The organism is Croceicoccus naphthovorans (genome assembly GCF_001028705.1).
Taxonomy (GTDB): Bacteria; Pseudomonadota; Alphaproteobacteria; order Sphingomonadales; family Sphingomonadaceae; genus Croceicoccus; species Croceicoccus naphthovorans.
Map to the genome: position 1 here is coordinate 376,586 of NZ_CP011770.1, position 22,502 is coordinate 399,087.

General features: G+C 63.5%; 29 protein-coding genes. 12 read left to right on the top strand and 17 right to left on the bottom strand.

The genetic code is table 11. From position 1 onward, the window contains the following. Nucleotides 1-5: 5 nt before the first annotated feature. Complete coding sequence (gene arsB / locus AB433_RS01875; protein WP_047823074.1) at nucleotides 6-1,073, bottom strand: ACR3 family arsenite efflux transporter; 1,068 nt, start codon at nucleotides 1,071-1,073, stop codon at nucleotides 6-8. A 54-nt stretch (nucleotides 1,074-1,127) separates the two neighbouring features. Continuing rightward, complete coding sequence (locus AB433_RS01880; protein WP_375782385.1) at nucleotides 1,128-1,853, bottom strand: NAD-dependent deacylase; 726 nt, start codon at nucleotides 1,851-1,853, stop codon at nucleotides 1,128-1,130. Between the two features lie 38 nt (nucleotides 1,854-1,891). On the opposite strand from AB433_RS01880, the gene dapB reads away from it, so the two are divergent. Continuing rightward, on the top strand, nucleotides 1,892-2,623 hold the full coding sequence (gene dapB / locus AB433_RS01885; protein WP_047819697.1) for a 4-hydroxy-tetrahydrodipicolinate reductase: 732 nt from the start codon (nucleotides 1,892-1,894) through the stop codon (nucleotides 2,621-2,623). A 175-nt stretch (nucleotides 2,624-2,798) separates the two neighbouring features. Then, nucleotides 2,799-3,449, top strand: coding sequence for an endonuclease III (gene nth / locus AB433_RS01890; RefSeq protein WP_047819698.1), 651 nt, complete (start codon nucleotides 2,799-2,801; stop codon nucleotides 3,447-3,449). Between the two features lie 113 nt (nucleotides 3,450-3,562). Here the strand turns inward: nth and AB433_RS01895 are convergent, their stop codons facing one another. The 6 genes from AB433_RS01895 to AB433_RS01915 form a co-directional block, all read right to left on the bottom strand. Further along, nucleotides 3,563-3,814, bottom strand: coding sequence for a hypothetical protein (locus AB433_RS01895; protein WP_047819699.1), 252 nt, complete (start codon nucleotides 3,812-3,814; stop codon nucleotides 3,563-3,565). A gap of 170 nt (nucleotides 3,815-3,984) precedes the next feature. Beyond that, a complete protein-coding gene (locus AB433_RS01900) occupies nucleotides 3,985-5,223 on the bottom strand; it encodes a dicarboxylate/amino acid:cation symporter (RefSeq protein WP_047819700.1) in 1,239 nt (412 codons plus the stop codon). 72 nt (nucleotides 5,224-5,295) lie between these two features. Further along, nucleotides 5,296-6,435, bottom strand: a complete 1,140-nt coding sequence (gene dapE / locus AB433_RS01905) for a succinyl-diaminopimelate desuccinylase (protein ID WP_047819701.1) — start codon at nucleotides 6,433-6,435, stop codon at nucleotides 5,296-5,298. A gap of 50 nt (nucleotides 6,436-6,485) precedes the next feature. Next, nucleotides 6,486-6,623 carry a hypothetical protein gene (locus tag AB433_RS20305; protein WP_156170642.1) on the bottom strand — a complete coding sequence of 46 codons (138 nt, stop codon included), beginning with the start codon at nucleotides 6,621-6,623 and terminating at the stop codon, nucleotides 6,486-6,488. 57 nt (nucleotides 6,624-6,680) lie between these two features. After that, nucleotides 6,681-7,820: a M14 family metallopeptidase gene (locus AB433_RS01910; protein WP_047819702.1), complete on the bottom strand. Its 1,140-nt coding sequence runs from the start codon at nucleotides 7,818-7,820 to the stop codon at nucleotides 6,681-6,683. A gap of 6 nt (nucleotides 7,821-7,826) precedes the next feature. Next, nucleotides 7,827-8,423 carry a hypothetical protein gene (locus tag AB433_RS01915; RefSeq protein WP_047819703.1) on the bottom strand — a complete coding sequence of 199 codons (597 nt, stop codon included), beginning with the start codon at nucleotides 8,421-8,423 and terminating at the stop codon, nucleotides 7,827-7,829. A 204-nt stretch (nucleotides 8,424-8,627) separates the two neighbouring features. Between AB433_RS01915 and galE the strand changes: the two genes are divergently transcribed. The 6 genes from galE (at nucleotide 8,628) to AB433_RS01945 (ending at nucleotide 12,437) form a co-directional block, all read left to right on the top strand. After that, nucleotides 8,628-9,626, top strand: a complete 999-nt coding sequence (gene galE, locus AB433_RS01920) for a UDP-glucose 4-epimerase GalE (RefSeq protein WP_047819704.1) — start codon at nucleotides 8,628-8,630, stop codon at nucleotides 9,624-9,626. A gap of 133 nt (nucleotides 9,627-9,759) precedes the next feature. Continuing rightward, nucleotides 9,760-9,885 (top strand): type B 50S ribosomal protein L36, encoded by a 126-nt coding sequence (gene ykgO, locus AB433_RS01925; protein ID WP_004210176.1) that lies wholly within the window; start codon nucleotides 9,760-9,762, stop codon nucleotides 9,883-9,885. 198 nt (nucleotides 9,886-10,083) lie between these two features. Then, nucleotides 10,084-10,692: an HAD family hydrolase gene (locus tag AB433_RS01930; RefSeq protein WP_156170643.1), complete on the top strand. Its 609-nt coding sequence runs from the start codon at nucleotides 10,084-10,086 to the stop codon at nucleotides 10,690-10,692. 24 nt (nucleotides 10,693-10,716) lie between these two features. After that, nucleotides 10,717-11,277 (top strand): (2Fe-2S)-binding protein, encoded by a 561-nt coding sequence (locus AB433_RS01935; protein WP_047819706.1) that lies wholly within the window; start codon nucleotides 10,717-10,719, stop codon nucleotides 11,275-11,277. Continuing rightward, complete coding sequence (gene arsC / locus AB433_RS01940) at nucleotides 11,274-11,618, top strand: arsenate reductase (glutaredoxin) (RefSeq protein WP_047819707.1); 345 nt, start codon at nucleotides 11,274-11,276, stop codon at nucleotides 11,616-11,618. The genes AB433_RS01935 and arsC overlap by 4 nt, the downstream gene beginning before the upstream one ends. 120 nt (nucleotides 11,619-11,738) lie before the next feature. Then, entirely contained in the window at nucleotides 11,739-12,437 is a 699-nt protein-coding gene (locus tag AB433_RS01945) for a class I SAM-dependent methyltransferase (protein WP_047819708.1), read from the top strand. On the opposite strand, the gene AB433_RS01950 is transcribed toward AB433_RS01945, so the two are convergent. Continuing rightward, nucleotides 12,434-13,252 carry a hypothetical protein gene (locus tag AB433_RS01950; protein ID WP_047819709.1) on the bottom strand — a complete coding sequence of 273 codons (819 nt, stop codon included), beginning with the start codon at nucleotides 13,250-13,252 and terminating at the stop codon, nucleotides 12,434-12,436. The two genes, AB433_RS01945 and AB433_RS01950, sit on opposite strands and share 4 nt — an antisense overlap. A 42-nt stretch (nucleotides 13,253-13,294) precedes the next feature. Here AB433_RS01950 and lipB point away from each other — a divergent pair, with 42 nt between their 5' ends. From lipB to AB433_RS01965, 3 genes are read left to right on the top strand one after another with little or no spacing between them, the layout of a single operon-like run. Beyond that, a complete protein-coding gene (gene lipB / locus AB433_RS01955) occupies nucleotides 13,295-13,978 on the top strand; it encodes a lipoyl(octanoyl) transferase LipB (protein ID WP_082134749.1) in 684 nt (227 codons plus the stop codon). A 2-nt stretch (nucleotides 13,979-13,980) separates the two neighbouring features. Then, nucleotides 13,981-14,292 carry a hypothetical protein gene (locus AB433_RS19280; RefSeq protein WP_053058933.1) on the top strand — a complete coding sequence of 104 codons (312 nt, stop codon included), beginning with the start codon at nucleotides 13,981-13,983 and terminating at the stop codon, nucleotides 14,290-14,292. A 15-nt stretch (nucleotides 14,293-14,307) separates the two neighbouring features. Next, entirely contained in the window at nucleotides 14,308-15,222 is a 915-nt protein-coding gene (locus tag AB433_RS01965; RefSeq protein WP_047819711.1) for a DMT family transporter, read from the top strand. Here AB433_RS01965 and AB433_RS01970 read toward each other — a convergent pair. Next, entirely contained in the window at nucleotides 15,203-16,333 is a 1,131-nt protein-coding gene (locus tag AB433_RS01970; RefSeq protein WP_082134750.1) for a DUF2254 family protein, read from the bottom strand. The genes AB433_RS01965 and AB433_RS01970 overlap by 20 nt on opposite strands. Nucleotides 16,334-16,365: 32 nt before the next feature. Between AB433_RS01970 and AB433_RS01980 the strand changes: the two genes are divergently transcribed. Further along, a protein-coding gene (locus tag AB433_RS01980) for an IS3 family transposase (protein WP_156170644.1) occupies nucleotides 16,366-17,537 on the top strand; the annotation gives its coding sequence in 2 pieces (ribosomal slippage) (nucleotides 16,366-16,618 and nucleotides 16,618-17,537; 1,173 coding nt in all). Here AB433_RS01980 and AB433_RS01985 read toward each other — a convergent pair. From AB433_RS01985 to AB433_RS02015, 7 genes are all read right to left on the bottom strand, one after another. Then, nucleotides 17,509-17,796 (bottom strand): DUF2254 family protein, encoded by a 288-nt coding sequence (locus AB433_RS01985; RefSeq protein ID WP_169749292.1) that lies wholly within the window; start codon nucleotides 17,794-17,796, stop codon nucleotides 17,509-17,511. The two genes, AB433_RS01980 and AB433_RS01985, sit on opposite strands and share 29 nt — an antisense overlap. 45 nt (nucleotides 17,797-17,841) lie before the next feature. Continuing rightward, nucleotides 17,842-18,831 (bottom strand): quinolinate synthase NadA, encoded by a 990-nt coding sequence (nadA, locus tag AB433_RS01990; protein ID WP_047823085.1) that lies wholly within the window; start codon nucleotides 18,829-18,831, stop codon nucleotides 17,842-17,844. Between the two features lie 75 nt (nucleotides 18,832-18,906). Next, nucleotides 18,907-19,683: a hypothetical protein gene (locus AB433_RS01995; protein WP_047819714.1), complete on the bottom strand. Its 777-nt coding sequence runs from the start codon at nucleotides 19,681-19,683 to the stop codon at nucleotides 18,907-18,909. An 83-nt stretch (nucleotides 19,684-19,766) separates the two neighbouring features. Beyond that, nucleotides 19,767-20,639, bottom strand: a complete 873-nt coding sequence (locus AB433_RS02000) for an MBL fold metallo-hydrolase (RefSeq protein WP_047819715.1) — start codon at nucleotides 20,637-20,639, stop codon at nucleotides 19,767-19,769. Between the two features lie 42 nt (nucleotides 20,640-20,681). Continuing rightward, nucleotides 20,682-21,449 (bottom strand): HesA/MoeB/ThiF family protein, encoded by a 768-nt coding sequence (locus AB433_RS02005; RefSeq protein WP_179944951.1) that lies wholly within the window; start codon nucleotides 21,447-21,449, stop codon nucleotides 20,682-20,684. Between the two features lie 163 nt (nucleotides 21,450-21,612). Next, the gene (locus AB433_RS20965) at nucleotides 21,613-21,879 is read right to left on the bottom strand and encodes a hypothetical protein (RefSeq protein ID WP_047819716.1); all 267 of its coding nucleotides are present in this window, start codon (nucleotides 21,877-21,879) and stop codon (nucleotides 21,613-21,615) included. A 151-nt stretch (nucleotides 21,880-22,030) separates the two neighbouring features. Further along, the gene (locus AB433_RS02015) at nucleotides 22,031-22,486 is read right to left on the bottom strand and encodes a Panacea domain-containing protein (RefSeq protein ID WP_047819717.1); all 456 of its coding nucleotides are present in this window, start codon (nucleotides 22,484-22,486) and stop codon (nucleotides 22,031-22,033) included. Nucleotides 22,487-22,502: the final 16 nt, after the last annotated feature.

Here is a 22,502-nt window from a genome sequence, read left to right on the forward strand (position 1 = left end):
CTAACTCACCCGCCCGGAAACATCGGGCGGGTGCGGTTGGCGATGGCCACGAGCGAGAGCATCACCGGCACTTCGACCAGCACGCCGACCACGGTGGCCAGCGCCGCGCCGCTGCCAAGGCCGAACAGGCCGATAGCCACCGCCACCGCGAGTTCGAAGAAGTTCGATGTGCCGATCAGCGCACAAGGGGCGGCAATGGCGTGGGGAACCCGCCATGCCTTTGCGGCGGCATAGGCGATCAGAAAGATTCCATAGCTCTGTACGACGATCGGCGCGGCGATCAGCGCGATCAGAAGCGGATTGCCGACGATGGTCTCTGCCTGAAAGCCGAATAGCAGCACGACCGTCAGCAACAGGCCCATGATCGAAAGCGGCTTGATCCGCGCGGTGAATGTGCTGACCGAGGCTTCATCTCCGCCGTGGCTGTTCAATACGCGCCGACGCACCATCGCACCGGCGGCAAGCGGCACGACGACGTAGAGCAGTACGGACAGCAAAAGCGTGGTCCACGGCACCGCAATATCCGTGACGCCGAGCAGGAGCGCGACTATCGGCGCGAAGGCGACCACCATGATCAGGTCGTTCGCGGCGACCTGCACAAGCGTATAGGCCGGGTCGCCACGGGTCAGTTGCGACCAGACGAAGACCATCGCGGTACACGGTGCGGCCCCCAGCAGGATCAGGCCCGCGATATATTGCTGCGCGTCAGACGGAGCGATCAGGTCGGCGAATACGACTTCGAAGAAAAGCACGGCCAGTGCCGCCATCGAAAACGGCTTCACCAGCCAGTTCACGACCAGCGTGATGATCAGCCCCTTTGGCTTGTGGCCCACGCGGCGCACGGCGGAAAAGTCGACCGCGACCATCATAGGGAAGATCATCGCCCAGATGAGTACTGCGACGATCAGGTTGACGGATGCAAACTCCACCGCAGCCATTGCGGCGAACATCGGCTGCGCGACGTTGCCCAGCGCTATGCCCCCAAGGATCGCGGCACCGACCCAGATCGACAACCATCTTTCGAACAGGCCAAGGCCCGCTGCGGTGGGTTCGGGTGCATTCGTGGCGGTCATGCAGGTGCTTTCGATCCAGGGGCGCGACACCGCCGCGCTTGGACTATTCCCGTGTCAGCGAGAAGACAGAATTTCGTCCACCCATTCCGGCACGATCTGCCCCGCCGGGCCCAGTCGCGTCTCATCGAACCAGTGCGACCCTTGGCTCCGCTCCAGATTCAGCTCCAGCGTATCGGCGCCCAGATCGTTGGCGTTCTGGACGAACCCCACTGCCGGATAGACTGCACCCGATGTGCCGATGGAAACGAACAGGTCGGCATCGCGGATCGCGGCGAAGATGCGGTCCATCTGATACGGCATTTCCCCGAACCAGACGACATCGGGCCGCAGCGCCGGTTCACCGCATTCGGGGCAGTCCGGCCGGTCGACCAGCGTGCCGGTCCAGCGGCTGCGCACGTCGCAGGCGGTGCACCATGCGTTTAGATGCTCGCCATGCATATGCAGCACGCGTTTCGCGCCGGCGCGTTCGTGCAAATCGTCGATATTCTGGGTGACGATCAGCAGCTCGCCGTCCCACTCTCGGTCCAGCCGCGCCAGCGCCTCATGCGCGGGGTTGGGCTGCTTGGTCTGGATCGATTCGCGCCGCATGTCGTAAAAGCGCAGCACCAGATCGGGGTCCCGGACGAAAGCCTCTGGCGTGGCGACATCCTCCACCCGGTGCTGTTCCCACAGGCCGCCGCCGTCCCGAAAGGTGTCGATCCCGCTCTCGGCGGAAACGCCTGCGCCGGTCAGGATCACGATGTTGCGGATGCCATTGCTCTTGCCGGTCATGTCGCCCATGAAGCACGCCCGGATTTCAGGGTAAAGGCATCAAGGTAATGGCACGCATCGGTATTGTCGGATCGCAGGGGCGCATGGGCGGCGTGTTGGCAGGCGCGATCGCCAGCGCCGGACACAAGCTGTCGGGCGGGGTGGACCGCGATTGCGGCGATATCGGAGAGCTTGCAGGAAAAAGCGACGCACTGGTCGATTTTTCCGCGCCGGTTGCGTTGCAGGCGACGCTGGATGCCTGCGTGACGGCTGGCATTCCGGTGTTGATCGGCACGACCGGGCTGGAGGAAGATCATCACGCGGCCATCGATGCGGCGGCGGAGAAAATCGCGGTGCTGCAAACGGGCAATACCTCGTTGGGCGTGACGATGCTGGCACACCTTGTGAACGAGGCGGCGTCGCGGCTGGGCGATGACTGGGATATCGAGGTGGTGGAAATGCATCACCGCATGAAGGTCGACGCGCCATCGGGCACCGCGCTTCTGCTGGGCGAGGCGGCGGCGAAGGGGCGGGGCGTCGACCTTGCAGCGCACTCCGAACGAGGTCGTGACGGCATTACCGGCAAGCGGGCCGAGGGCGCGATCGGCTTTGCCAGTTTACGCGGCGGCACCGTGGCGGGGGAGCATACCGTCTATTTCGCCGGAGCCGAAGAACGGCTGGCCCTGACCCATCTGGCAGAGAATCGCATGATCTTCGCGCGCGGCGCGGTGAAGGGCGCGGACTGGCTGATCGGGTGTGAGCCGGGGCGCTATACGATGCCGCAGGTCCTGGGCCTCTAGGACATGTCTGCAGCCAGCGCTGACGGGTTGCAAATGGCGGCTCTTCGCGCTTCCGGCGCTCACGTACTGAAGTACGCTGCGCTCCGGCTCACACAGGGCCACCATTTTGGCCTTTGGCCAGCTTCGCTGCCGCCGCGCCATCATCTGAATGCAAACATGCCCTAGGTAGCCCCACATGACCAAGGACGAGATTTTTGAGTTCTTTCGCCTGCTGGCGGAGGACAATCCCGACCCCGAGACAGAGCTGGAATACGGCAATGCCTATCAGCTTGTCGTCGCGGTGGCCCTGTCGGCGCAGGCGACCGATGTCGGGGTGAACAAGGCGACGCGGAAACTGTTCGAACGTGTAAAAACGCCGCAGCAGATGCTCGATCTGGGCGAGGATGGCCTGAAAGAGCATATCAAGACCATCGGCCTGTTCAATTCCAAGGCGAAGAACGTCATCGCGCTCAGCCGGTTGCTCGTCGACAGCTATGGCGGCGAAGTGCCGGACAGCCGCGAGGAACTGGTCAAGCTGCCCGGCGTGGGGCGCAAGACCGCGAACGTGGTGCTGAACTGCTGGTTCGGGCAGGAGACTTTCGCGGTCGACACCCACATCTTCCGCGTCGGCAACCGCACAGGATTGGCGAAGGGCAAGACGCCCGAACAGGTAGAGGCGAAGCTGGAAAAACGCGTGCCCGCACCGTTCCGGCTGGGCGCGCATCACTGGCTGATCCTGCACGGGCGCTACGTGTGCAAGGCGCGAACGCCGGAGTGTTGGCGGTGTCCTGTGGTGGAGCTGTGCAGTTTCCGGAAGAAAGTGCTGGAAAAGCCGAAGGGGCGCTAGGTGCTGGCCCCACACCCACTGTCCCCAAAAGCAGACGGCGCCTGTCGCAAGACGGACGCCGTCCATTATATCCGATGGACCGGCCCGAATATTCCGGTCACCGATCCGGAAGCTTAGTTCGAGACGGCATCCTCGGCCGCGTCGCCGGCTTCACCCATGGCGTCGGCCTGCGCGTCCAGCGCTTCCTCGGCGGCCTCGTCGCCCTGCGCTTCGGCAAGGTCGGCTTGCTCCTCAAGCACGTCTTCCTGCGATTCGTACTGCTGCTCGACCAGGTCTTCCTGGGCTTCCTGCTCGCTTTCGGCGCAGCCGGCCAGCGTCGTCATGGCGAAAGCCGATGCGATGAGCGCGGTGGTCTTGAACTTCATGGTTGTTCCCCTTCTGGCAAATATGGCGTGAAATCGCCGCGTGCGCGTGGCGGAATGTTCGGATCGATTCGCAGTGGCCACACGTCTGAATTCAGGTAGACAACGCGGCACCCGCCTTGATCGTTCCCAATTTTGCCACAATTGCCCGAACTGCCGCTTTCAGAGCGGTGCTACACGTCATCCGCGCTAACCAGCTCCGCCCGGTCCAGTTCGCCCACTTGCGCCGCCACCGTCGTCGCGCAGGTCGCGTCGCTGGTGACGTTGGTGACGGTCCGCATCATGTCCATGATCCGGTCCACGCCAGCGACAAAGGCGATGGTTTCCAGCGGAACGCCGACGCTGGAAAACACCAGAGTCATCATGATCAAACCCGTGCCCGGAATGCCCGCCGCGCCGACCGAGCCCAGTGTCGCGGTCACCGCCACCATGACGTAGTCGGCAAAGTCCAGCTGAACGCCAAAAATCTGCGCGCCGAACAGGGTGGCGAGGCCCAGATACATCGCCGTGCCGTCCATGTTGATCGTCGCGCCCAGCGATGCGGTGAAGCTGCTGACCGAAGGCGACACGCCGATATTGCGTTGCAGGCAGCGTAGTGTGACGGGCAATGTCGCGCTGGACGATGCGGTGGAATAGGCGACCGCGATGGCATCGATCATGCCGCGGAAGAAATCGCCGACCGGCACTTTGGCAAAGAACTTCAACAGCCCGACATAGACCACCCCGATCAGGATAAAGCACCCCGCGTAATTCAGCGCGACCAGCTTCGCCAAGGCCAGCAAAGCACCCACGCCGAACGTTCCCGCAACCCATGCCATCAGCGCGAAGACGCCGAACGGGGTGAGCTCCATGACGAGGATCGTGATCTTTTGCATCACCACCGACCCTGCGTCGAAAATCTTCGTCAGCGGTTGGCCTTCTTCCTTCGCCATCAGGATGCCGATGCCGATCAGCAGGGCAAAGACGATCAGCGGCAGGACATTGGCGTCAGCCATGACCTGCACCGGGCTTTGCGGCACGATCGACAGGATCATCTCGCGCCAGCCTTCGGTCTTCGGCTCGGGAATCTCGCCCATCTCGATCCGGCTCTGGTCCAGACCCACGCCGGGCATGAACAGTGTGCCAAGGCCAAGCCCGAGCCAAACCGCGAACTGGCTGGTGACGAGAAAGATGAGCAGCGCCCGTCCGCCCACCGCGCCCAACTTGCGCAAATCGCCGATGGCGGTGACGCCGGAGATCAGGCTGAAGAAGATCAGCGGTACGACCAGCATCTTGATAGAGGCGATAAAGAAGTCGCCGATCCACTTGATGGTTTCGGCTTCAGGCCCCCAGATCAGGCCGAGGATGACGCCAAGGATCAGCGCGCCGACGACGCGCTGCCAGAGGGGGATGGCGAACCATTTGCGAACCATGAACGACCCTTTTGCCTGTTTTCCGGCAAAGGGTTGTGCCCGCCATCCGGTCTGCCCGCAAGGGCGCGGGGCTTATCCGGCCAGCGCGGCCCGCGCGACCCGTTCGTAAATCCGGGCAAGCGTGTCCAGATCGGCTACCGCCACCGCCTCGTCCCGCTTGTGCATCGTCGCGTTGCACAGGCCGAATTCGATCACCGGGGCGATGTTCTTCAGGAACCGCGCGTCGGAGGTGCCGCCGCTGGTCGACAGTTCGGGCTCTATCCCGGTTTCGGCGCGGATCGCATCGGCCAGCATGTTGGAAAACGCACCAGGTTCGGTCAGGAACGGTTCGCCGCTGATGATCGGGCGCGCCCAGCCGCCGTGCCGTTCGGCGATCTCAGTGACTTTCTTTGACAGCGATGCGCCCGAATGCAGGTCGTTAAAGCGGATCGAGATGCGCGCCTCTGCCTTGGCCGGGATCACGTTGTGTGCGGGATTGCCGATGGCCATCTCGGTAATCTCAAGGTTCGAATGCTGGAACCAGTCGGTCCCTTCGTCCAACACCAGCGCGTCCAGTTCGGCCAGCATCGCGACCAGTTTGGGCGCGGGATTGTCGGCCAGATGCGGATAGGCGACGTGACCCTGCGTGCCGTCGACGCCCAAAAAGATGTTCACCGACCCGCGCCGCCCGATCTTCATCATGTCGCCAAGCCGGTTCACGCTGGTCGGTTCGCCGACAAGGATCAGGTCGGGCGCAACGCCTGCCTCGGCCATATGCTGCATCAGTGCGACGGTGCCGTGTCGAGCGGGGCCTTCCTCGTCACCGGTTATGAGGAAGCTGATCGTGCCTGCGTCCGCCGGGATTGCGGCGACTGCCGCGACCATGCTGGCGATCGAACCCTTCATGTCCACCGCGCCGCGCCCGTAAAGCAGGTCGCCGCGAATCTCCGGCGCGAAGGCATCGGTGTGCCATCCTTCGCCCGGCGGGACGACGTCGAGGTGCCCGGCAAAGGCGAAGTGTCGGCTGCCTTCGGGGCCGGCGCGAATGGCGAGCAGGTTCTCGACCGGCCCTCCCCCGTCAGCATCGTCCGGCGCTTCGCCATCCACCGTGCGCGTGACCGTGAAGCCCAGCGGGGTAAGCATGCCTTCCAAAGCGTCGAACACAGACCCGGTGGCGGGCGTGACGCTGGGGCAGGCAATCAGTGTTTGTGCGAGGTCGAGCGGTGTGGGCATGCGCCGCGACTAGCGCAGGTGCGCCTGCAAGGGAACCGCGATGTAGGGGATCAGAAGGGCAGCGAGGGGCCGGCCATGATCAGGGCCAGCGCGCTGCCGCAGACGATCGCGATGCGGGCAGACGCGATCGCACTCTCCCGCCGATGGCGGAGGGGATAGGCAACTGCGCGGGCGATTTTCTGGGCCATGGGGCGATGATGCGCCCCAAATCCTACCAAATCCTTAACGGTAACTTTTGGAAAGCCTCAGGCCTGTTCGTCCAGCCACTCGTTCAGCGCCGATAGGCACGCACGGCCCAGCGCCTTCGACCGCTCCGGGCTCCACCCTCGTTCGGGATCGGGCGCGTCGTCGTGGTCCTTGAAGGGCATTTCCAGCGTCATCGCGGTGCAGCCGAAGCGATGCGCGACCTGGTTGGTGCTCATCGACAGGTTCGCCTTACCCGGTGCGGCGGTGGGGTATCCCATCGCGGTCTGGAAATCGGGCGTCGCCTGCTTCAGCAGGTTGAGATAGCGGGCGTAGTCTTCCTGCTGCGCGGCGGTGATGCCGGGAATACCGTCGAACCCGGCGATGAAGACATGCGGAATCGCCTCGTCCCCATGCACGTCCATCGCGAAATCCACGCCGGTAACGTCCATCGCGCCCCGGATCGCCAGCACTTCGGGCGATTGGTAAGCACTGGGTTCGTGCCATTCGCGGTTGAGGTTCACGCCCTTTGCATTGGTGCGCAGGTGACCCCGGCACGATCCGTCAGGGTTGCAGTTCGGCACCAGATGCAGTGTCGCCGCCTTGCGCAAGGCTATGCCGACCGCGTCGTCGGGATCGGCCAGCGCCGCAAGCGCGCCCTCCATCCACCACTCGGCCATCGATTCGCCGGGATGCTGCCGCGCGTAGAGCCAGACCTGCTTCGGGCCGTTTCCGGTTGTCAGGCAATCGATCGGCTGGCCTTCGAGGCTGTGGCCCAGCACCCGGTGCGAGACATGGGGTGCGACTGCGGTGCGGCTGATCAGATCATGGTGCCGCTCCATCGAATAAGGAGCGAAATAGGCGAACCATGCGATGTCGCCTGCCGGACGATACGTGATCGTCAGCGTGCCGCCGGTTTCTTTCGCGTCATAGCTCGATTGCGCGCGGCGCCAGTCTACCCGGTCTTCCGAAACGCAGGCGTTGTAGTTGGGCCAGCCGCCGGGATAGGCGCTGTTTTGAAGGCCGGTAATCTTCAACGTGAGTTCGCGCCCTTCCGCGCCAGAGACGCGGAAGTGGAACCACTGGTAGAAATCGCTTTCGGCATCCTTGCGGATGGCCAGCATGGCGGTCGTGTCCTTGACCGACAGAACCTCGATATTCCCGCTATCGAAAGCGGCGTCGATGCGGATTGCCCCCTTCATTTCTCGCTATTTGACCTCGAATGTCTCGCCCGATTCGCCGGGAAAGTCGGTGAACAATGCCTCTGCCAGCCGCGCGGCGGCAAGCTGCGTTTCGGCCAGCGGCGCGCCCTGCTTTACCGCGAACTGGGCGCGGCCTTCCCACAATGGCTCACCAGTCAGACGCTGGCGGATAACCACGGCCAGTTCGGTCATCACCTGATCCTTCGGCTTGCCGGAAAGATCGATGCCAAGGCCAACCCCGACGCCCGAACCGTAGCTGCCTGTCGAACCGCCGACGCCGACCGAGACCGGCCCGCCTTCGCGTTCCGCCGTCAGGATCGCGCGGCGGATGCGTACTTCGGCGACTTGCGCGCCTTCGCCAGCGGCGACCTCGCTATAGCCCAGTTTCACCAGTTCGCGGCCCACGGCGGCGCGATAGCTTTTCAGTTCCAGCGAATCCGCGTCCATGCCCGGTCCGGCTTCGACCGCAATGGCCCCGCGGCCCAACAGGCTCAGCTTTTCGGGCGCGTGAAAGCGAGTCACCTCCACCGGCCCCGTGGGCGAGGCGCAGGCAGAGAGGAAGAAGGGGGCGACAAGCCCGGCAATCAGCAAGTGGCGTTTCATCGTGCGACCGATCCTTTGCCGCGATGCGGCGGCATGCGCTATCAGGAAAGTTAATCCCGTATCACCCGTTTTTGCGCCAAGCGGGCGCGTCTTGCAAGGAAACGGCAACAAAGGGGCATAGGCTTTCGGGTGCGTTGCGCAGCGGGGCCGCTCTCGTTACCCATTCCGCGCAACACCACGAACGTAGGGGCGCAAGGCGAAGGCATGGTACCGGTACTGGTTACGGGCGGAGCGGGTTACATCGGCAGCCACGCGGTGCTGGCGCTGCGCGACAAGGGCTGGCCGGTCGCGGTGATCGACAACCTGTCGACCGGGTTCGAATGGGCGATCCCCGATGGCGTGCCGCTGTATCGGGGCGACATCGCCGACAGCGAACTGCTGGCGCGTATATTCGCAGAGCAAGGCACACAGGCGATCCTGCATTTCGCCGGATCGATCATCGTACCCGAATCGGTCGAGAACCCGCTGAAGTATTACGAGAACAACACGGCCAAGAGCCGCACGCTGATGCAGGCGGCGCTGGATGGCGGGGTGAAGCATTTTATCTTCAGCTCCACTGCCACCGTCTATGGCGAACCCGAGCTGAAGCCGCTGACCGAGGACGATCCGCTGACCCCGGTGAACCCCTATGGCATGAGCAAGCTGATGACAGAGCGCATCCTTGCCGACGTCAGCCGGGCGCACCCGATGAACCATTGCGTGCTGCGCTATTTCAACGTGGCGGGCGCCGATCCGCGCGCGCGGTCGGGCCAGTCGACGGCGGGGGCAACGCACCTGATCAAGGTCGCGGTTGAGGCAGCGCTGGGCAAGCGCAATCATGTCGCGGTGTTCGGCGACGATTACCCCACGCCCGACGGGACCGGGGTGCGGGATTACATCCACGTTTCCGATCTTGCCGATGCGCATGTTCATGCGCTGGAAGCCTTGATTGCTGAGCCGGAGCGGAGCCTGACCATGAACGTCGGCTATGGCCGGGGCTATTCGGTGCTGGAAGTGCTGGACGCGGTGGACGCAGTCGTCGGCCAGCCAGTGCCGCGCCGACAGGAACCGCGCCGCGCGGGCGATGTGCCCAGCCTCGTTTCCGACAACAGCCGGATTCTGGCGACCACCGAATGGCAGCCGCAGCACGCCGATCTGGCCGAGATCATCGGCCATGCGCTGGCGTGGGAGAAGAAGCTGACCGGGATTCGCGCCAAGGGGTAGCCCGATCGCAATCCGCGCGGGTGAATCGCTTGACTTCGCGGGCGTGCCCCCCTAACGGCCCAGCCTTGATTTTACCGGGATGCGCCCCATCTGGCGGCTGCGGCCCGTAACTGACAATCGACGGAAACAGACCATGAAGATTCGCAACAGCCTCAAGTCGCTCAAGGGCCGCCACCGCGACAACCGCGTGATTCGCCGTCGTGGCCGCACCTATGTGATCAATAAGACCAACCGCCGCTTCAAAGCCCGCCAGGGCTGATTGCGGCGTCTTTCGCTCCCGGGAGGGCTGCGGGAGGCACCGTCACGAGCTTCCGGTGCTCACGACCAGTAGGTCGCTGCGCGCCGGGTCTCGAGCCGATACCACCCTCGCTCCACCCGGAAACGAAATACACCACAATCCCAGTTCGGTGATGTGACGCCGTCCGGTTCGGGCGGCGTTTTTGCGTTGGAGGGTTGCATGGTCGAAACGGTGGTTTTCGATGTCGGGCGGGTGCTGTTCCGGTGGGACTTGCGGTATCTGTATGGCAAGCTGATCGACGATCCGGACGAACTGGAATGGTTCGTCTCGACCGTGGTGACAGAGGCTTGGCATTTCGAGCATGACGCAGGGCGCGATCTGGCCGAGATGATTGCCGAAAAGAAGCTGCAATACCCCAATCACGCGCATCTGATCGATGCCTATGCCACGCGATTCGTCGAGAGCATCCCCGGCCCTGTCCCCGGCAGCCTGGAACTGGTGGAGCGGTTGGACGATGCCGGTGTGCCGTTGTTCGCCATAACCAATTTTGCCGACAGCTTCTGGGCAGAGTTCCGCAGCGGCCAGCCGATTTTCGACCGGTTCCGCGACATCGTCGTTTCCGGCACCGAGAAGCTGGCCAAGCCCGATCCGGCGATCTTCGACCTGGCCGCCGAGCGTTTCGGCATCGACCCGGCCACTGCGCTGTTCATTGACGACAACCCAGCCAACATCGCCGCCGCGCGGGGTCTGGGGTGGCAGGTGTACCATTTCCACGATGCCGCCGCGCTAAAGAGGGATCTGGTCGCTCGGGGATTGCTGGCGTCCTAGGCTTCGCCTAGACAGCGGCGCGAGATGACCCGCCTTACCGTCAACGACCGTCCGGTCCACTTCCTGATGGATGCCGATACGCCGCTGATCCATGCGTTGCGGGATGCGGCGAACCTGACGGGGGCGAAGTTCGGTTGCGGCAATGGCGATTGCGGGGCCTGCACCGTTATAGTCGACGGGCAGGCGATCCGGTCCTGCCTTGTCAGCCTTGGCGAAGTAGAAGGCCGTTTCGTCACCACGATAGAGGCCCTGTCTGGCGACAGGTCGCACCCCTTGCAACAGGCGATGGTGGCCGAGGGCGCGGTCCAGTGCGGGTTCTGCACGCCCGGCATGGTGATGGCGGGCGCGGCCCTGTTGGCGCGCAACCCGCGCGCGAACCGTGACGAGATCGCGCAATCGATCCCCAACATATGCGCCTGTGGGGCCGGCCCCCGCATCCTGCGCGCCATCGAACGCGCCGGTCGGGCGATCCGCAGCCGCGAAAGGCTGGACGCGCTGCCCGTGCCAGGGCTGGACCCGGCGGAGGCGGCGCTGGACGTTCCAGCCATCGAACCTGAACCTGCACCTGTGGAGAGCGAAGAATGAAGGCGACTATCTGGCACAACCCGAACTGCGGAACTTCTCGCAAGACGCTTGCTATTCTTGAGGAGACGCCGGGCGTTGACGTGACCGTCGTCGAATACCTGAAGACCCCGCCCAGCGCGGCGAAGCTGGGCCAGCTTTACAAGGACGCCGGCATCACCCCGCAGCAGGGCCTGCGCACGCGCGGCACCGATGCGGAAGAGCGCGGGTTGCCGGAAGCCGACGATGCCACCGTGCTGGCCGCGATGGAGGCGGACCCGATCCTGATCGAGCGCCCGTTGGTCGAAACCGACAAAGGCGCGCGCCTGTGCCGTCCGCAGGACAAGGTTCACGAAATTCTCTGAAGTCCCTGCGCCAACGGTTCGTCGCCTTTCGGGGCATGGGTCGTGCCAACCCTTGCAATGCATCCGGCGATTTGCCAACCCAAGGCCCCATCACGGGGCGATAAGAGGTATCCAGCCTAGATGACAGGCACTGAACTGGCGCAAGACAGCGTCTCGCGCAAAGCCAAACGCGGCCTTCAACGGATGCTTGGCCATAAGAGACTGGGACCTTGGGGAGTCTTCTTCAAAGGCTTCGTCCAGCACCCGGTCATGGTCGGGTCGATCATCCCGTCCTCGCGCTTTACGATCGACAAGATGCTGGGCCCGGTGGACTGGAATCGGTGCAAGCTTTTCGTCGAATACGGCCCGGGCGTGGGCACGTTCTGTCAGCCGGTGCTGGACAAGCTGCCGCGCGACGGGGCACTGATCGTGATCGATACGAACCCGCTCTATATCGATTACCTGAAAAAGACGATTACGGACGGGCGCTTCTCCGCCGTGCTGGGGTCCGCCGCCGATGTAGAGGCGATCATCGCCGCGCATGGACATGACGGGGCGGATTACGTGCTGTCCGGCTTGCCTTTCTCGACCCTGCCCGAAGGGGTCGGCCCGGCCATCGTCGATGCCACGCACAAGGTGTTGCGCCCCGGCGGGGCTTTTCTGGTCTATCAATTCTCAGCCAAAGCGCGCGATTTCATGGCGCGGCGCTTTGCCCGCATCTCCAGCGGATTCGAAGCGCTGAACGTCCTGCCTTGCAAGCTGTTCTGGGGTTGGAAGGACGAAGCGCCCGTCGCTGCCGAAGCCGTCCCCGCCAAGGCGCTGGAAACCGCAGCGGTCTAGGCGGCCAGCTGGCGATAGCTGGCGACCAGCAGCACGGTCCACATCGTCATCAGCACCGCGCTCACCAGCGCTTCGATCACGCCGACGATTCCGCCGCCGGTTTCCTGACCCAGCACGGCGATCAGGATCGATCCCGGCACCGCAGTGGCCACGATGGACACGACCAGCGCAGCGATCAGGAACAGGCCGACCAGCATCAGGATGCGCGGCCCGTTGGCCAGCGTCAGCCGCCAACTGCGCTGCAATGCGTCGAATGGGTTGGTGATACGCTCTGCGGCGACCACGGGCCCCAGCGGCAGGGTGCGCACGTTGACCCAGATCGCGATGGCAATGATCGGAATGATCGCCAGCGCCGCCCCGGTCTGCCCTGCCGCCAGCATGATGGGCACGAGGATCAACAAGGCAAAAAGCCCGACACCAGCCCCTAGAATCAACGTTGCCGCGAAATAGGCGGGCAAAGCCTTTAGCGCCGCGCGAATCCCCTCGCGCACGGTCGGGCGGCGCAGGTCGAGCAGGACGACCATGATTGCCAGCATGCCCAACATCTGCACCACCATCGCGATCAGGATCAGCGGCCACCACGTGCCGAAGATATCCAGCGCCGCCTGTGCCGCGGCCTCACCCTCCAGACCAGCGTCGGGCTGAGGCACGAGAATCGTCATAAGCATCTGTGGGATGAAGAAAAACAAGCCCGCTACGACCAGGAGCAGGTCCTTGTTCGCCTTCACCAGTGCCATCGCCCGGTTCCACGCCTTGCCCGCGTCAAAGCGGGGCGGGGGGCTGCCTTGCGTATTCGCAGTGTCGATATCGTTCATGCCCCTTGATTGGCACGGCGTTTGCCGCCACGCAATGCGGCCATGACGTCAGGCACAGCCTTTGCTACCGATAGCGAGACGCTGGAATGGCGGCGCGAAACCGCGCGCGTGCCCTATCGCGATGCGCTGGCCGAAATGCAGGAGCGCAATGCCGCAATTCACGCTGGCACGGCGAAGGAGCTGGTCTGGCTGCTGGAGCACGATCCCGTCTATACCGCCGGCACCAGTGCCAAGGCGGCGGACCTGCTGGACCCGCGTTTCGACGTGGTGAGTGCGGGGCGCGGCGGTGAATATACCTATCATGGGCCGGGCCAGCGGGTCGGTTATGTCCTGCTCGACCTGTCAAAGCGGGCGCGCGACGTGCGCGGCTATGTACATGCACTGGAAGGTTGGGTCATCGATGCGCTGGCCGACTTTGGTGTAGAGGGCTGGCGCGCGGAGGGTCGGATCGGCATCTGGACCCGCGACATCGATGGGCGAGAGGCAAAGATCGGCGCGATCGGTGTGCGCGTCCGGCGCTGGGTCACGATGCACGGGTTTTCGGTGAACCTGTCGCCCGACCTTTCGCACTTTACCGGCATCGTGCCCTGCGGCATTTCCGAATATGGCGTGACCAGCATGGAACGGCTGGGCCACCACGTTGCGATGGACGATTGGGATGCGGCGCTGGCCCGCCATGCCGATGCCTTTTTCGAACGCCTGACCAAGCCTTGCCCGAAGGACTAACGATGCGCACGATTTTCCCTGCCCTGACCGTTGCCGTGCTGGCCCTGACGCTGGCCGCATGCGGCAGCGACGCGCCCGATCCGTCGAGCGACGGTCGTCAGGCCGAGGGCGAAGTGCTGGAAGGATCGATCAGCGACGCGATGATTCCGCTAGACCAGCTGCGATCGCAAGGCGAGACACTGGAAGACGCGCCGATCGACGGGAACGAACCTGCGGCAGAGGCGACGAACGCTGCCAACGCCCCCGACGAGCCGGCAACCGACGAATCCGCCGGTGAAGAGCCGGAGCCCGTCGAGACGCCCGACGAGGGCTGAGCGGGCCCAACATCGATGACGGATGCGAAACCTGCGGCGGGCCTGTGGCGGCTCTTGCTGCTGCTCGTTGGCAATGTGGCGCTGGCACTGGGGCCGTGGCTGGTGCGGCTCGCCGATACCGGGCCGGTCGCAGCGGGCTGGTGGCGGCTGACGCTGGCGCTGCCGGTGATCCTGATCTTCGCCTTTCGCGAAAAGCGGGGCGCTTCGTTCGGAATGTCGGGGCTGGGTGCCGCAGGCGTCTGGATGGCCATCGGTGCGGGGGTGTTTTTCGCGCTCGATCTGGCCAGCTGGCATCTCGGGATCGAACGAACCCGGCTGGGCAATGCTTCTCTGTTCGGCAATGCGGGCAGCGTGATCATTGTGGTGTTCGCTCTGGTGTCGGCGGGGCGCAGGCCGCGGATCGCCGAATTGCTGGCCGTCGGGTGCGCACTGGGCGGTGCGGGACTGTTGATGGGCGGATCGCTGGAAATCGGCACCCGCTATCTGGTTGGCGACCTGTTCTGCCTGCTCGCCGGGCTGTTTTATGCCTTCTACATCCTGATGCTGCGGCATATTCGCGGGCGGCTTGGATCGTGGAGCCTGCTGGGCCTGTCCTCGCTGGCCGGGGCGCCGGTAATGATCGCAATTGCGCTTTTGATGGGCGAGACGATCTGGCCGGGCGACTGGACGCCGGTGCTTGCGCTTGCGCTCAGCAGTCAGGTTCTGGGGCAGGGGGCGTTGGTCTATTCGCTCGGCTGGTTCCGTCCGCTGGTCATCGGGCTGGCGCTGCTGACCCAGCCCGCGATATCCTCTCTGGCCGGATGGCTGGCCTTTGACGAAACGCTGTCGACGCTCGATTTCGTGGGCATGGTTCTGATGGCGACGGCGCTGGTAATGGCGCGCGTTGCGGAACCGCGGGCGGTGAAGGGGCCTAAGCCAGAGCCTGTTTGATTTCGCGGTGCCGGTCGTGGACCAGCGCAAGGTCCGGGCCCGATAGCTCTCCGGCGGCCTGATCCATCAATCGGTCAATTTCGTGGCGGATCACGACGACGCGGTCCTGACGGATGGAACGCGCACAATCGAGCAGGGTGTCGAACGCCTCCAGCGTCGCCTTTGGGCTGGCCGCCACCGCTGATCGGGCCGATCCGAAGCCGACCGAGACATAGTCCGCGAAATCGAGGTGCATCGGATAGACCCGTCGCTTGTCGTCCTTGTCGAAATCGTCGGGCGCGCGGGTCAGTTCGCGGCGGCCCAGTTCCGCCGTCGCCGCGCCCAGCCAGTGCAGCGCGGTGATCGCGGTGAAGGGATCGTTGATGCCGGGGGAAAGCGCGCGCAGGGCAATCTCCACCAATTCGTCGATAAGGAAGCGCAAGTCCTGTTGCGGCGTGCGCAGGCCGGACAGGACGAAGCATTGCTCGATCCGTTCGGCAATGTCCTCCTCGCCGTCCGTTCCGACATAGCGGGCAAGGCTGACCGTCGGGTGCACGAAATCGCCTGCCTGTCGTTCCAGTACGATGCGCAGGTTATGGTCCTTCGCAATGTCGTCCAGACCGGAATGGTCGATCACCTCGACATAGCCGCTGCGCCTTGCCGCGACCGGGGTGCCGCCCTCAGGCAGGTCGTCGGCTTCTCCGTCGCCATTCTCTGGAAAGCGGTTGCGAATTTTGCGGATCAGGCGTTCGCCGATCCGTTCCAGCACCACGTTGATGCGGATGGAGTTGGGAATGTGGTTCAGAAAGTAAACGAGCACGGCGACAGATACGAGCATCATGCCCGTCGCTAACAGCAGCGACAATTGCGGCGTAAACCCGGGAATGTCGCTGGCCATCGCATCCTGGATGGTCGTCGGCACCTCGTTCTCGGCCCGCACGGCGCGCAGGATCATGATCGCGTAGACAAATGTGCCGATGAAACTGGCGAGCGAAAGCTGGTTGCCGCGATCCTCCATGAAATTGGTCAGGAGGCGCGGGCCATAAGTGCCGCTGGCATAGGCGACGGCGGCGATGGTGATCGAAAAGACGGTGGCGATGACGTGACCCCCTGATTTTCCTCCAATTTGGATTAGAGTCCGGCCCTTACAGAAGGACGGACGAGATGAAGAGAACGAGGTTTTCCGAAGAGCAGATCATCGGTGTGCTGAAGGAGGCTGAGGCGGGTGCGAAGACCGCTGACCTGGCCCGGCGACACGGAGTGTCGGAAGCGACGATCTACAACTGGAAGTCGAAGTATGGCGGGCTGGAGGTGTCCGATGCCCGCCGACTGAAGGAGCTCGAGAGCGAGAACGCGAAGCTGAAGCGGTTGCTCGCCGATGCCATGTTGGACCAGGCCGCGTTGAAGGATCTTCTGGCAAAAAAGTTCTGACGCCCGCCGCCAAGCGGGAAGCTGTCGCTCATCTCCAGGCCTGCCACGGGATGAGCGAACGGCGGGCGTGCCGTGTCATCGATGCCGATCGCAAGAGCGTGCGTTACCGTTCCACCCGGGACGATGATGCGGGTCTGCGTGAGAAGCTGCGCGAGCTGGCCAACCAGCGCCGCCGGTTCGGCTATCGCCGTCTGCATATCCTGCTGCGCCGTGAGGGGATCATGATCAACCGGAAGAAGACCCAGCGGCTCTACAAGGAGGAGGGTCTGGCGGTGAGGCGGCGACGCAGCCGCAGGCGTGCTGTCGGGACCAGATCTCCTGCTCCGGTTCTGGCCCTGCCGAACCAGCGCTGGAGCCTCGACTTCGTGCACGACCAGATGGCGTCGGGCAGGAGGTTCCGTGTGCTCAACGTGGTCGATGACGTGACCCGGGAGTGCCTGGCAGCGGTGCCGGACACGTCGATCTCTGGTCGCCGTGTCGTTCGCGAGCTGACCGAGCTGATCGCCCAGCGTGGCAAGCCCGGCATGATCGTCAGCGACAACGGAACCGAGCTCACCAGCAACGCCGTGCTGGCATGGTGCGGCGAGATCGGCGTCGAGTGGCATTATATCGCGCCCGGAAGGCCGATGCAGAACGGCTATGTCGAGAGCTTCAACGGTCGCATGCGGGACGAACTGCTCAACGAGACGCTGTTCTTGAGCATGGCCCATGCCCGTGTCGAGATCGCTGCCTGGGTGGATGATTACAACCGGGAGCGACCGCACTCATCGCTTGGCTACGCAACACCGGCGGCGTTCGCCGCCGAACTGAATAAGCAATGGCCTGCTTCGCTACGCCCTACGGGCTCCGCTACGCAGGCCATTGCTTCAACCGCGCTTATGCGCAAAACAACCGCCCGGCTCTAATCCCAGCTGGGGGAAAGCTGGGGGTCACGTCAGCGGCAACCCCGATCATCGACCCGGCGATCACCTGCAACATCGTGCTGGCCCCATCGGGCCGCGCGGGGACGAGGGCGGAATTAGACGCGATCATCTCCGCCGCACCGCTGCGGTCGAGATGGATCGAGCCGAGCGCCAACAGGAACGCGCCGATGCAGAACACGGCGGGCCAGAACCAATAGCTGGCGTTTATGCGGTTCCAGAGACTGAAAAGGCGCGCGGTCACGATGGGGCTAACGCACGGGGGCGGGGTTCGTGCCCCTTGTGGGGCTTACGCCCGCCCCAGATCGCCTTTGCCGATCGTACCACTCGCCATCTCGATCATCTTGTCGAGGCTCTGCTTCGCTTTCAACCGCAGGCCTTCCTCGATCTCGATCCGTGGCTCCAGATCGCGCAGCGCGATGTAGAGCTTTTCCATCGTGTTGAGCGCCATGTAGGGGCAGATGTTGCAGTTACAGTTGCCGTCCGCACCCGGCGCGCCGATGAAGGTCTTTTCGGGCAGTGCCTTTTCCATCTGGTGGATAATGTGCGGTTCGGTCGCGACGATCAGTTTGTCGCCCGGCATCGTTTTGGCGAATTGCAGGATGCCGCTGGTCGAGCCGACGTAGTCGGCATGATCGACGATGTGCGGCGGGCATTCCGGGTGCGCGGCGATCGGCGCTTCGGGATGCTGTTCCTTCAGCTTCAGTAGCTCGGTCTCGCTGAACGCCTCGTGCACGATGCACACGCCGGGCCACAGCAGCATGTCGCGGTTGAACTTGCGGTTCAGGTATCCGCCAAGATGCCGGTCGGGGCCGAAGATGATCGGCTGGTCTTCGGGGATTTGCTGAAGGATGGTTTCCGCGCTGGAACTGGTGACGATCACGTCGGACAGCGCTTTCACCTCTGTCGAGCAGTTGATGTAGGTCAGCGCGATGTGATCGGGGTGCGCCTCGCGGAAAGCCTTGAATTTTTCGGGCGGGCAGCTGTCTTCAAGGCTGCACCCGGCATCCAGATCGGGCAGGACCACGATCTTTTCCGGCGACAGGATTTTCGCCGTGTCCGCCATGAACTTTACGCCGCAGAACGCGATGACGTCGGCATCGGTGGCCGCCGCCTTCTTGCTCAGTTCAAGGCTGTCGCCCACGAAGTCGGCAAGGTCCTGCAGCTCCGGCTTTTGGTAATAATGCGCAAGGATCACCGCGTTACGTTCCTTGCGCAGGCGTTCGATCTCTGCACGCAGGTCGAGTCCGGCGAGGCTTTGGGTGTTCTGGGCGGTCACATGCGGTCCTTTCGTCTCCGCCGCCGAGATGGCGCGCGAAGGCCCCGCGATCAAGGGCGTTGCGCGATTGTGCGGTCAGAAACCCGGTGGCAGGAAGGCGGCCATCGGGCGTTGGCCGCCCGGCGTGCCTGCGACATAGTCGGCGGTCACCTGCTTGCCCCAGTCGCTGAAAGCCATGATGTCGGCCACCGCCTGAAATGCCAGAAATGCGCCGATGCCCCAGTACCACGCGGGGTGGACCTTGTTGTAGCGAAGCTTGTCCGCCACCATCCCCGCGATCGGGAACAGCAGCACGGCGGCGATCATCGCGTGCCATGCATAGGGGATCAGGAATGGCAGCGGAATCAGACGGCCCAGACCCGGTCCGGCGAGGATCGCCATTCCGCACAGCATCAAGCGGCGGTGCCAGCCGGTAAAACGCCGTTGTCGCACCGCGACCATCGTTAGAACCGCAAAGCACAACAGGTGCGCAGTATTGCTGAACAGGAAGACGTTGACCGCGAAAAAGAACGGCCCGCCGGTGCGCTGCAAAACCGTCAGCATCAGCAAGATGCCGACCACGACCATCAGCGGCACCCAGACAACTGAAATCCACCCCAGCTTGCGATGCAGGTCGACCCGGTTTCCCGCGATCAGCGCGTTCTGCGCCAGATAGAGCGCAAGGTAGCCGAAGAAAACGAAGGCATGGATATGATAGATCACCGGAACATCGAACGATGACCGGCCAAGGGCCAGCTGAACGCTGAAACCTGCGACGATAATGATGGCGATGATCGCAAGGATCAGGAAGATCTTGCGCTCCCCCCGCTCACCATAAAGTGGTTCTGCCTTGGTCGGGCTAAGCGATGCCATACCATCCCCCCGTTGTATGCCCCAATCTGGCGCTCAGCATATCGCAGGTACGGGGCCGGGAAAAGCCGGCAAGGTTAACGCCGTCAAGCGGCGAGCTGCCAGCAATCGCCTTCGCGCCCGACCTTACCCTTGCGTTCAAGGTCGATCAGGTGGGCCAGCACCGATTGGCCGGCGGCGGGGACCAGTCTTTGATCGAGTCCGACATACATCGTTTCGACCAGCTTCGGGATTGCGGCGGGCCCGTCGGCCAGCCGGGTCAGGATTTGCCGTTCACGCTGACGGCGGTGGCCGATCATGCCGCGCACCAGTTGCCTGGGCTTGGTCACGGCGGGGCCGTGCGCGGGATAATAGATGCGGTCGTCGCGTTCGTAGAGCCGCTCCATCGACGCCATATAGCCCGCCATGTCGCCATCGGGCGGCGCGACGACCGAAGTAGACCAGCCCATCACGTGGTCGCCCGTGAAAAGCGCGCCGCTTTCCTCCAGCGCAAAGCAGAGATGGTTCGACGTATGACCCGGCGTTTCCAGCGCGCGCAGGGTCCAGCCTTCGCCGCCGACGGTCTCGCCCTCGGTCAGCACGCGGTCGGGGCTATAGCTCTGGTCGAAGGGTGCATCGGCGCGCGGGGCGTCGGTCTGGATGACCAGCGGGGCGCAGCCAATGATAGGCGCGCCGGTCATGGCGCTTAGCGGCGCGGCGGCGGGCGAATGGTCGCGGTGGGTGTGCGTGCACATAATCGCGACCACGCGGGCTTGGCCGATCGCGGCATTCAGCGAATGCAGGTGCTCCGCCTCGTCGGGGCCGGGATCGATGACCGCGACATCGGTATCTGTGCCGACCAGATAGGTCTGCGTGCCGGTAAAGGTAAAGGGCGAGGGATTGGGCGCAAGCACGCGGCGCACCAGCGGTTCCAGCCGTTCGGAGATGCCGGTCGGCGCGGTTTCGGTCTTGTCGCTCATGAATCCGATATGTGGGCGATGGCGCGCATTGTCGAGGTTCGCCTAGGCCGCGCCGCAGCCGCGGCAGCCCGGATCGGCGGGCACGCGCACCGTGCGCAGCCCCGGCTTCAACCCGTCGATCAGGTGCAATTGCCCCCATTGCGGATCGCCAAGGTCGCTGGCGCCGATGAGCAGCACGCGGATCGCCTGCATCGCGCCCAGTGAAGCCGCCATGCCCACGAACGCGCCCAGCACCCCGTCGGCGGCACAGGTGTCGCAGTCATCGGCATCGAAAGCATCGCCGACCCAGCAGCGATAACACGGCTGGCCCGGTAAGTGCCCAGCGAAGTTCGCGACCTGTCCCTGAAAGCGTCCAACCGCGATGCTGGTCAGCGGTACGGCGCTTGCGACGCAGGCGTCGGACACCGCCAGCCGAGTGGCGAAATTGTCGCTGCCGTCGACGACAACGTCATGGCCCGCGATCAGCGCGGCGGCATTGTCGGTATCGATCCGCATGTCGTGCGCGGCGACGGCGACTTGCGAATCGAAGGCTGCGATCCAGCGCGCGGCGGCCTCGGCCTTGCGCGCGCCGATATCGGCTTCTGCAAAGATCGTCTGGCGTTGCAGGTTGCTGGCATCGACGGCGTCGCAATCGACCACCGTGATCGCCCCGATCCCGGCGGCGGCAAGATACTGGAGTGCCGGGCTGCCCACGCCGCCCGCGCCGATCAGCAATACGCGCGATGCGGCCAGCCGCGCCTGTCCCGCCCCGCCGACTTCGGGCAGGACGATGTGGCGGGCAAAGCGGTTCAGGCGTTCGGGCGACAACATCGCAACGCGCCTTGCCCGCGCGGCGCGGATGGGGCAAGCGCTTTGGCGGGGATGGCGCGGGTCTTTACTTTACCGGTAGTGTCTCAGTTTGAAAATAATTGAGCCTTGCCCCAGCCGCAGCTTTGTGAGCGGGGTTTGGGTTATCGATTCATGCGATTAACGCTCAATCTTTCTTGGGGTAGACGCGATGGTCTTGGTCGAGCCAGACTACGTAAAATGTGTCGTCGATCAACAAGCCGTGGACTCGGCCCCACTCATTTACCGACAGTGAAAACTGGAAAGGCGTATAGGCTTCGTACTGTTCGGGGAGATTGAAGCCATTCGGTCTCGCGGTATCCTCCCACTTGATCGGATGATTGCGGAGCGCCTTAGTGCCACCACTGGCAAATTCGTTGACAGTCCATGTCGATAACGACTTCAGCCGATCCATAAGAATCTGAACGTAACCCCCTTTAAACTGGGGAGGGCAGACTTCTTGGTCGGCGCAATCGAAAAGGCGGAATGAAAATCGAAGATTTGGGTTTGGAACTGGTCCCTTTGTAACGCCATGATCGGTCTTTTGAGGGTGCCCGCCTCTCTTCCTAACCATCGTTCATCGAGCGATAAAAGAGCCTAGTCGTTTCCTTTGAAATTGAAGCTGTTGACGGCTCTGAGGGGGCAAGGTCGCCACGCGCTTCCAGCCAAGGCAGTTCTCGGTGAGTCATGAGTTCAAGGGCAACCGCCGATTCACAACCAAAAACATCGACAATTTCGTCCAGAAATACGGCAAGATTTTCGTCGATTTTCGGGCGATCGATGTCAACGACTATCGGTCTCCACTTATTGTCTTTAAAGCGATGATACTGCGAAAGCAGTACCGGCCCGTGAACCCAAGCCTTGAAGTCCTCGGCAAAAAGAGGCTCATCGCTGAGAGCGAGGCTCCAAGCGTCGGCGTAATATAGAAGCTTCTGAAGCTTCAGGTTTGTCAGGTTTTCCCCACGCTCGCGGCACTCTGCGATCAGATAATCCGCAATGCTATCGGGTTGGATATATTCCATCTTTTCGCTCCATGGT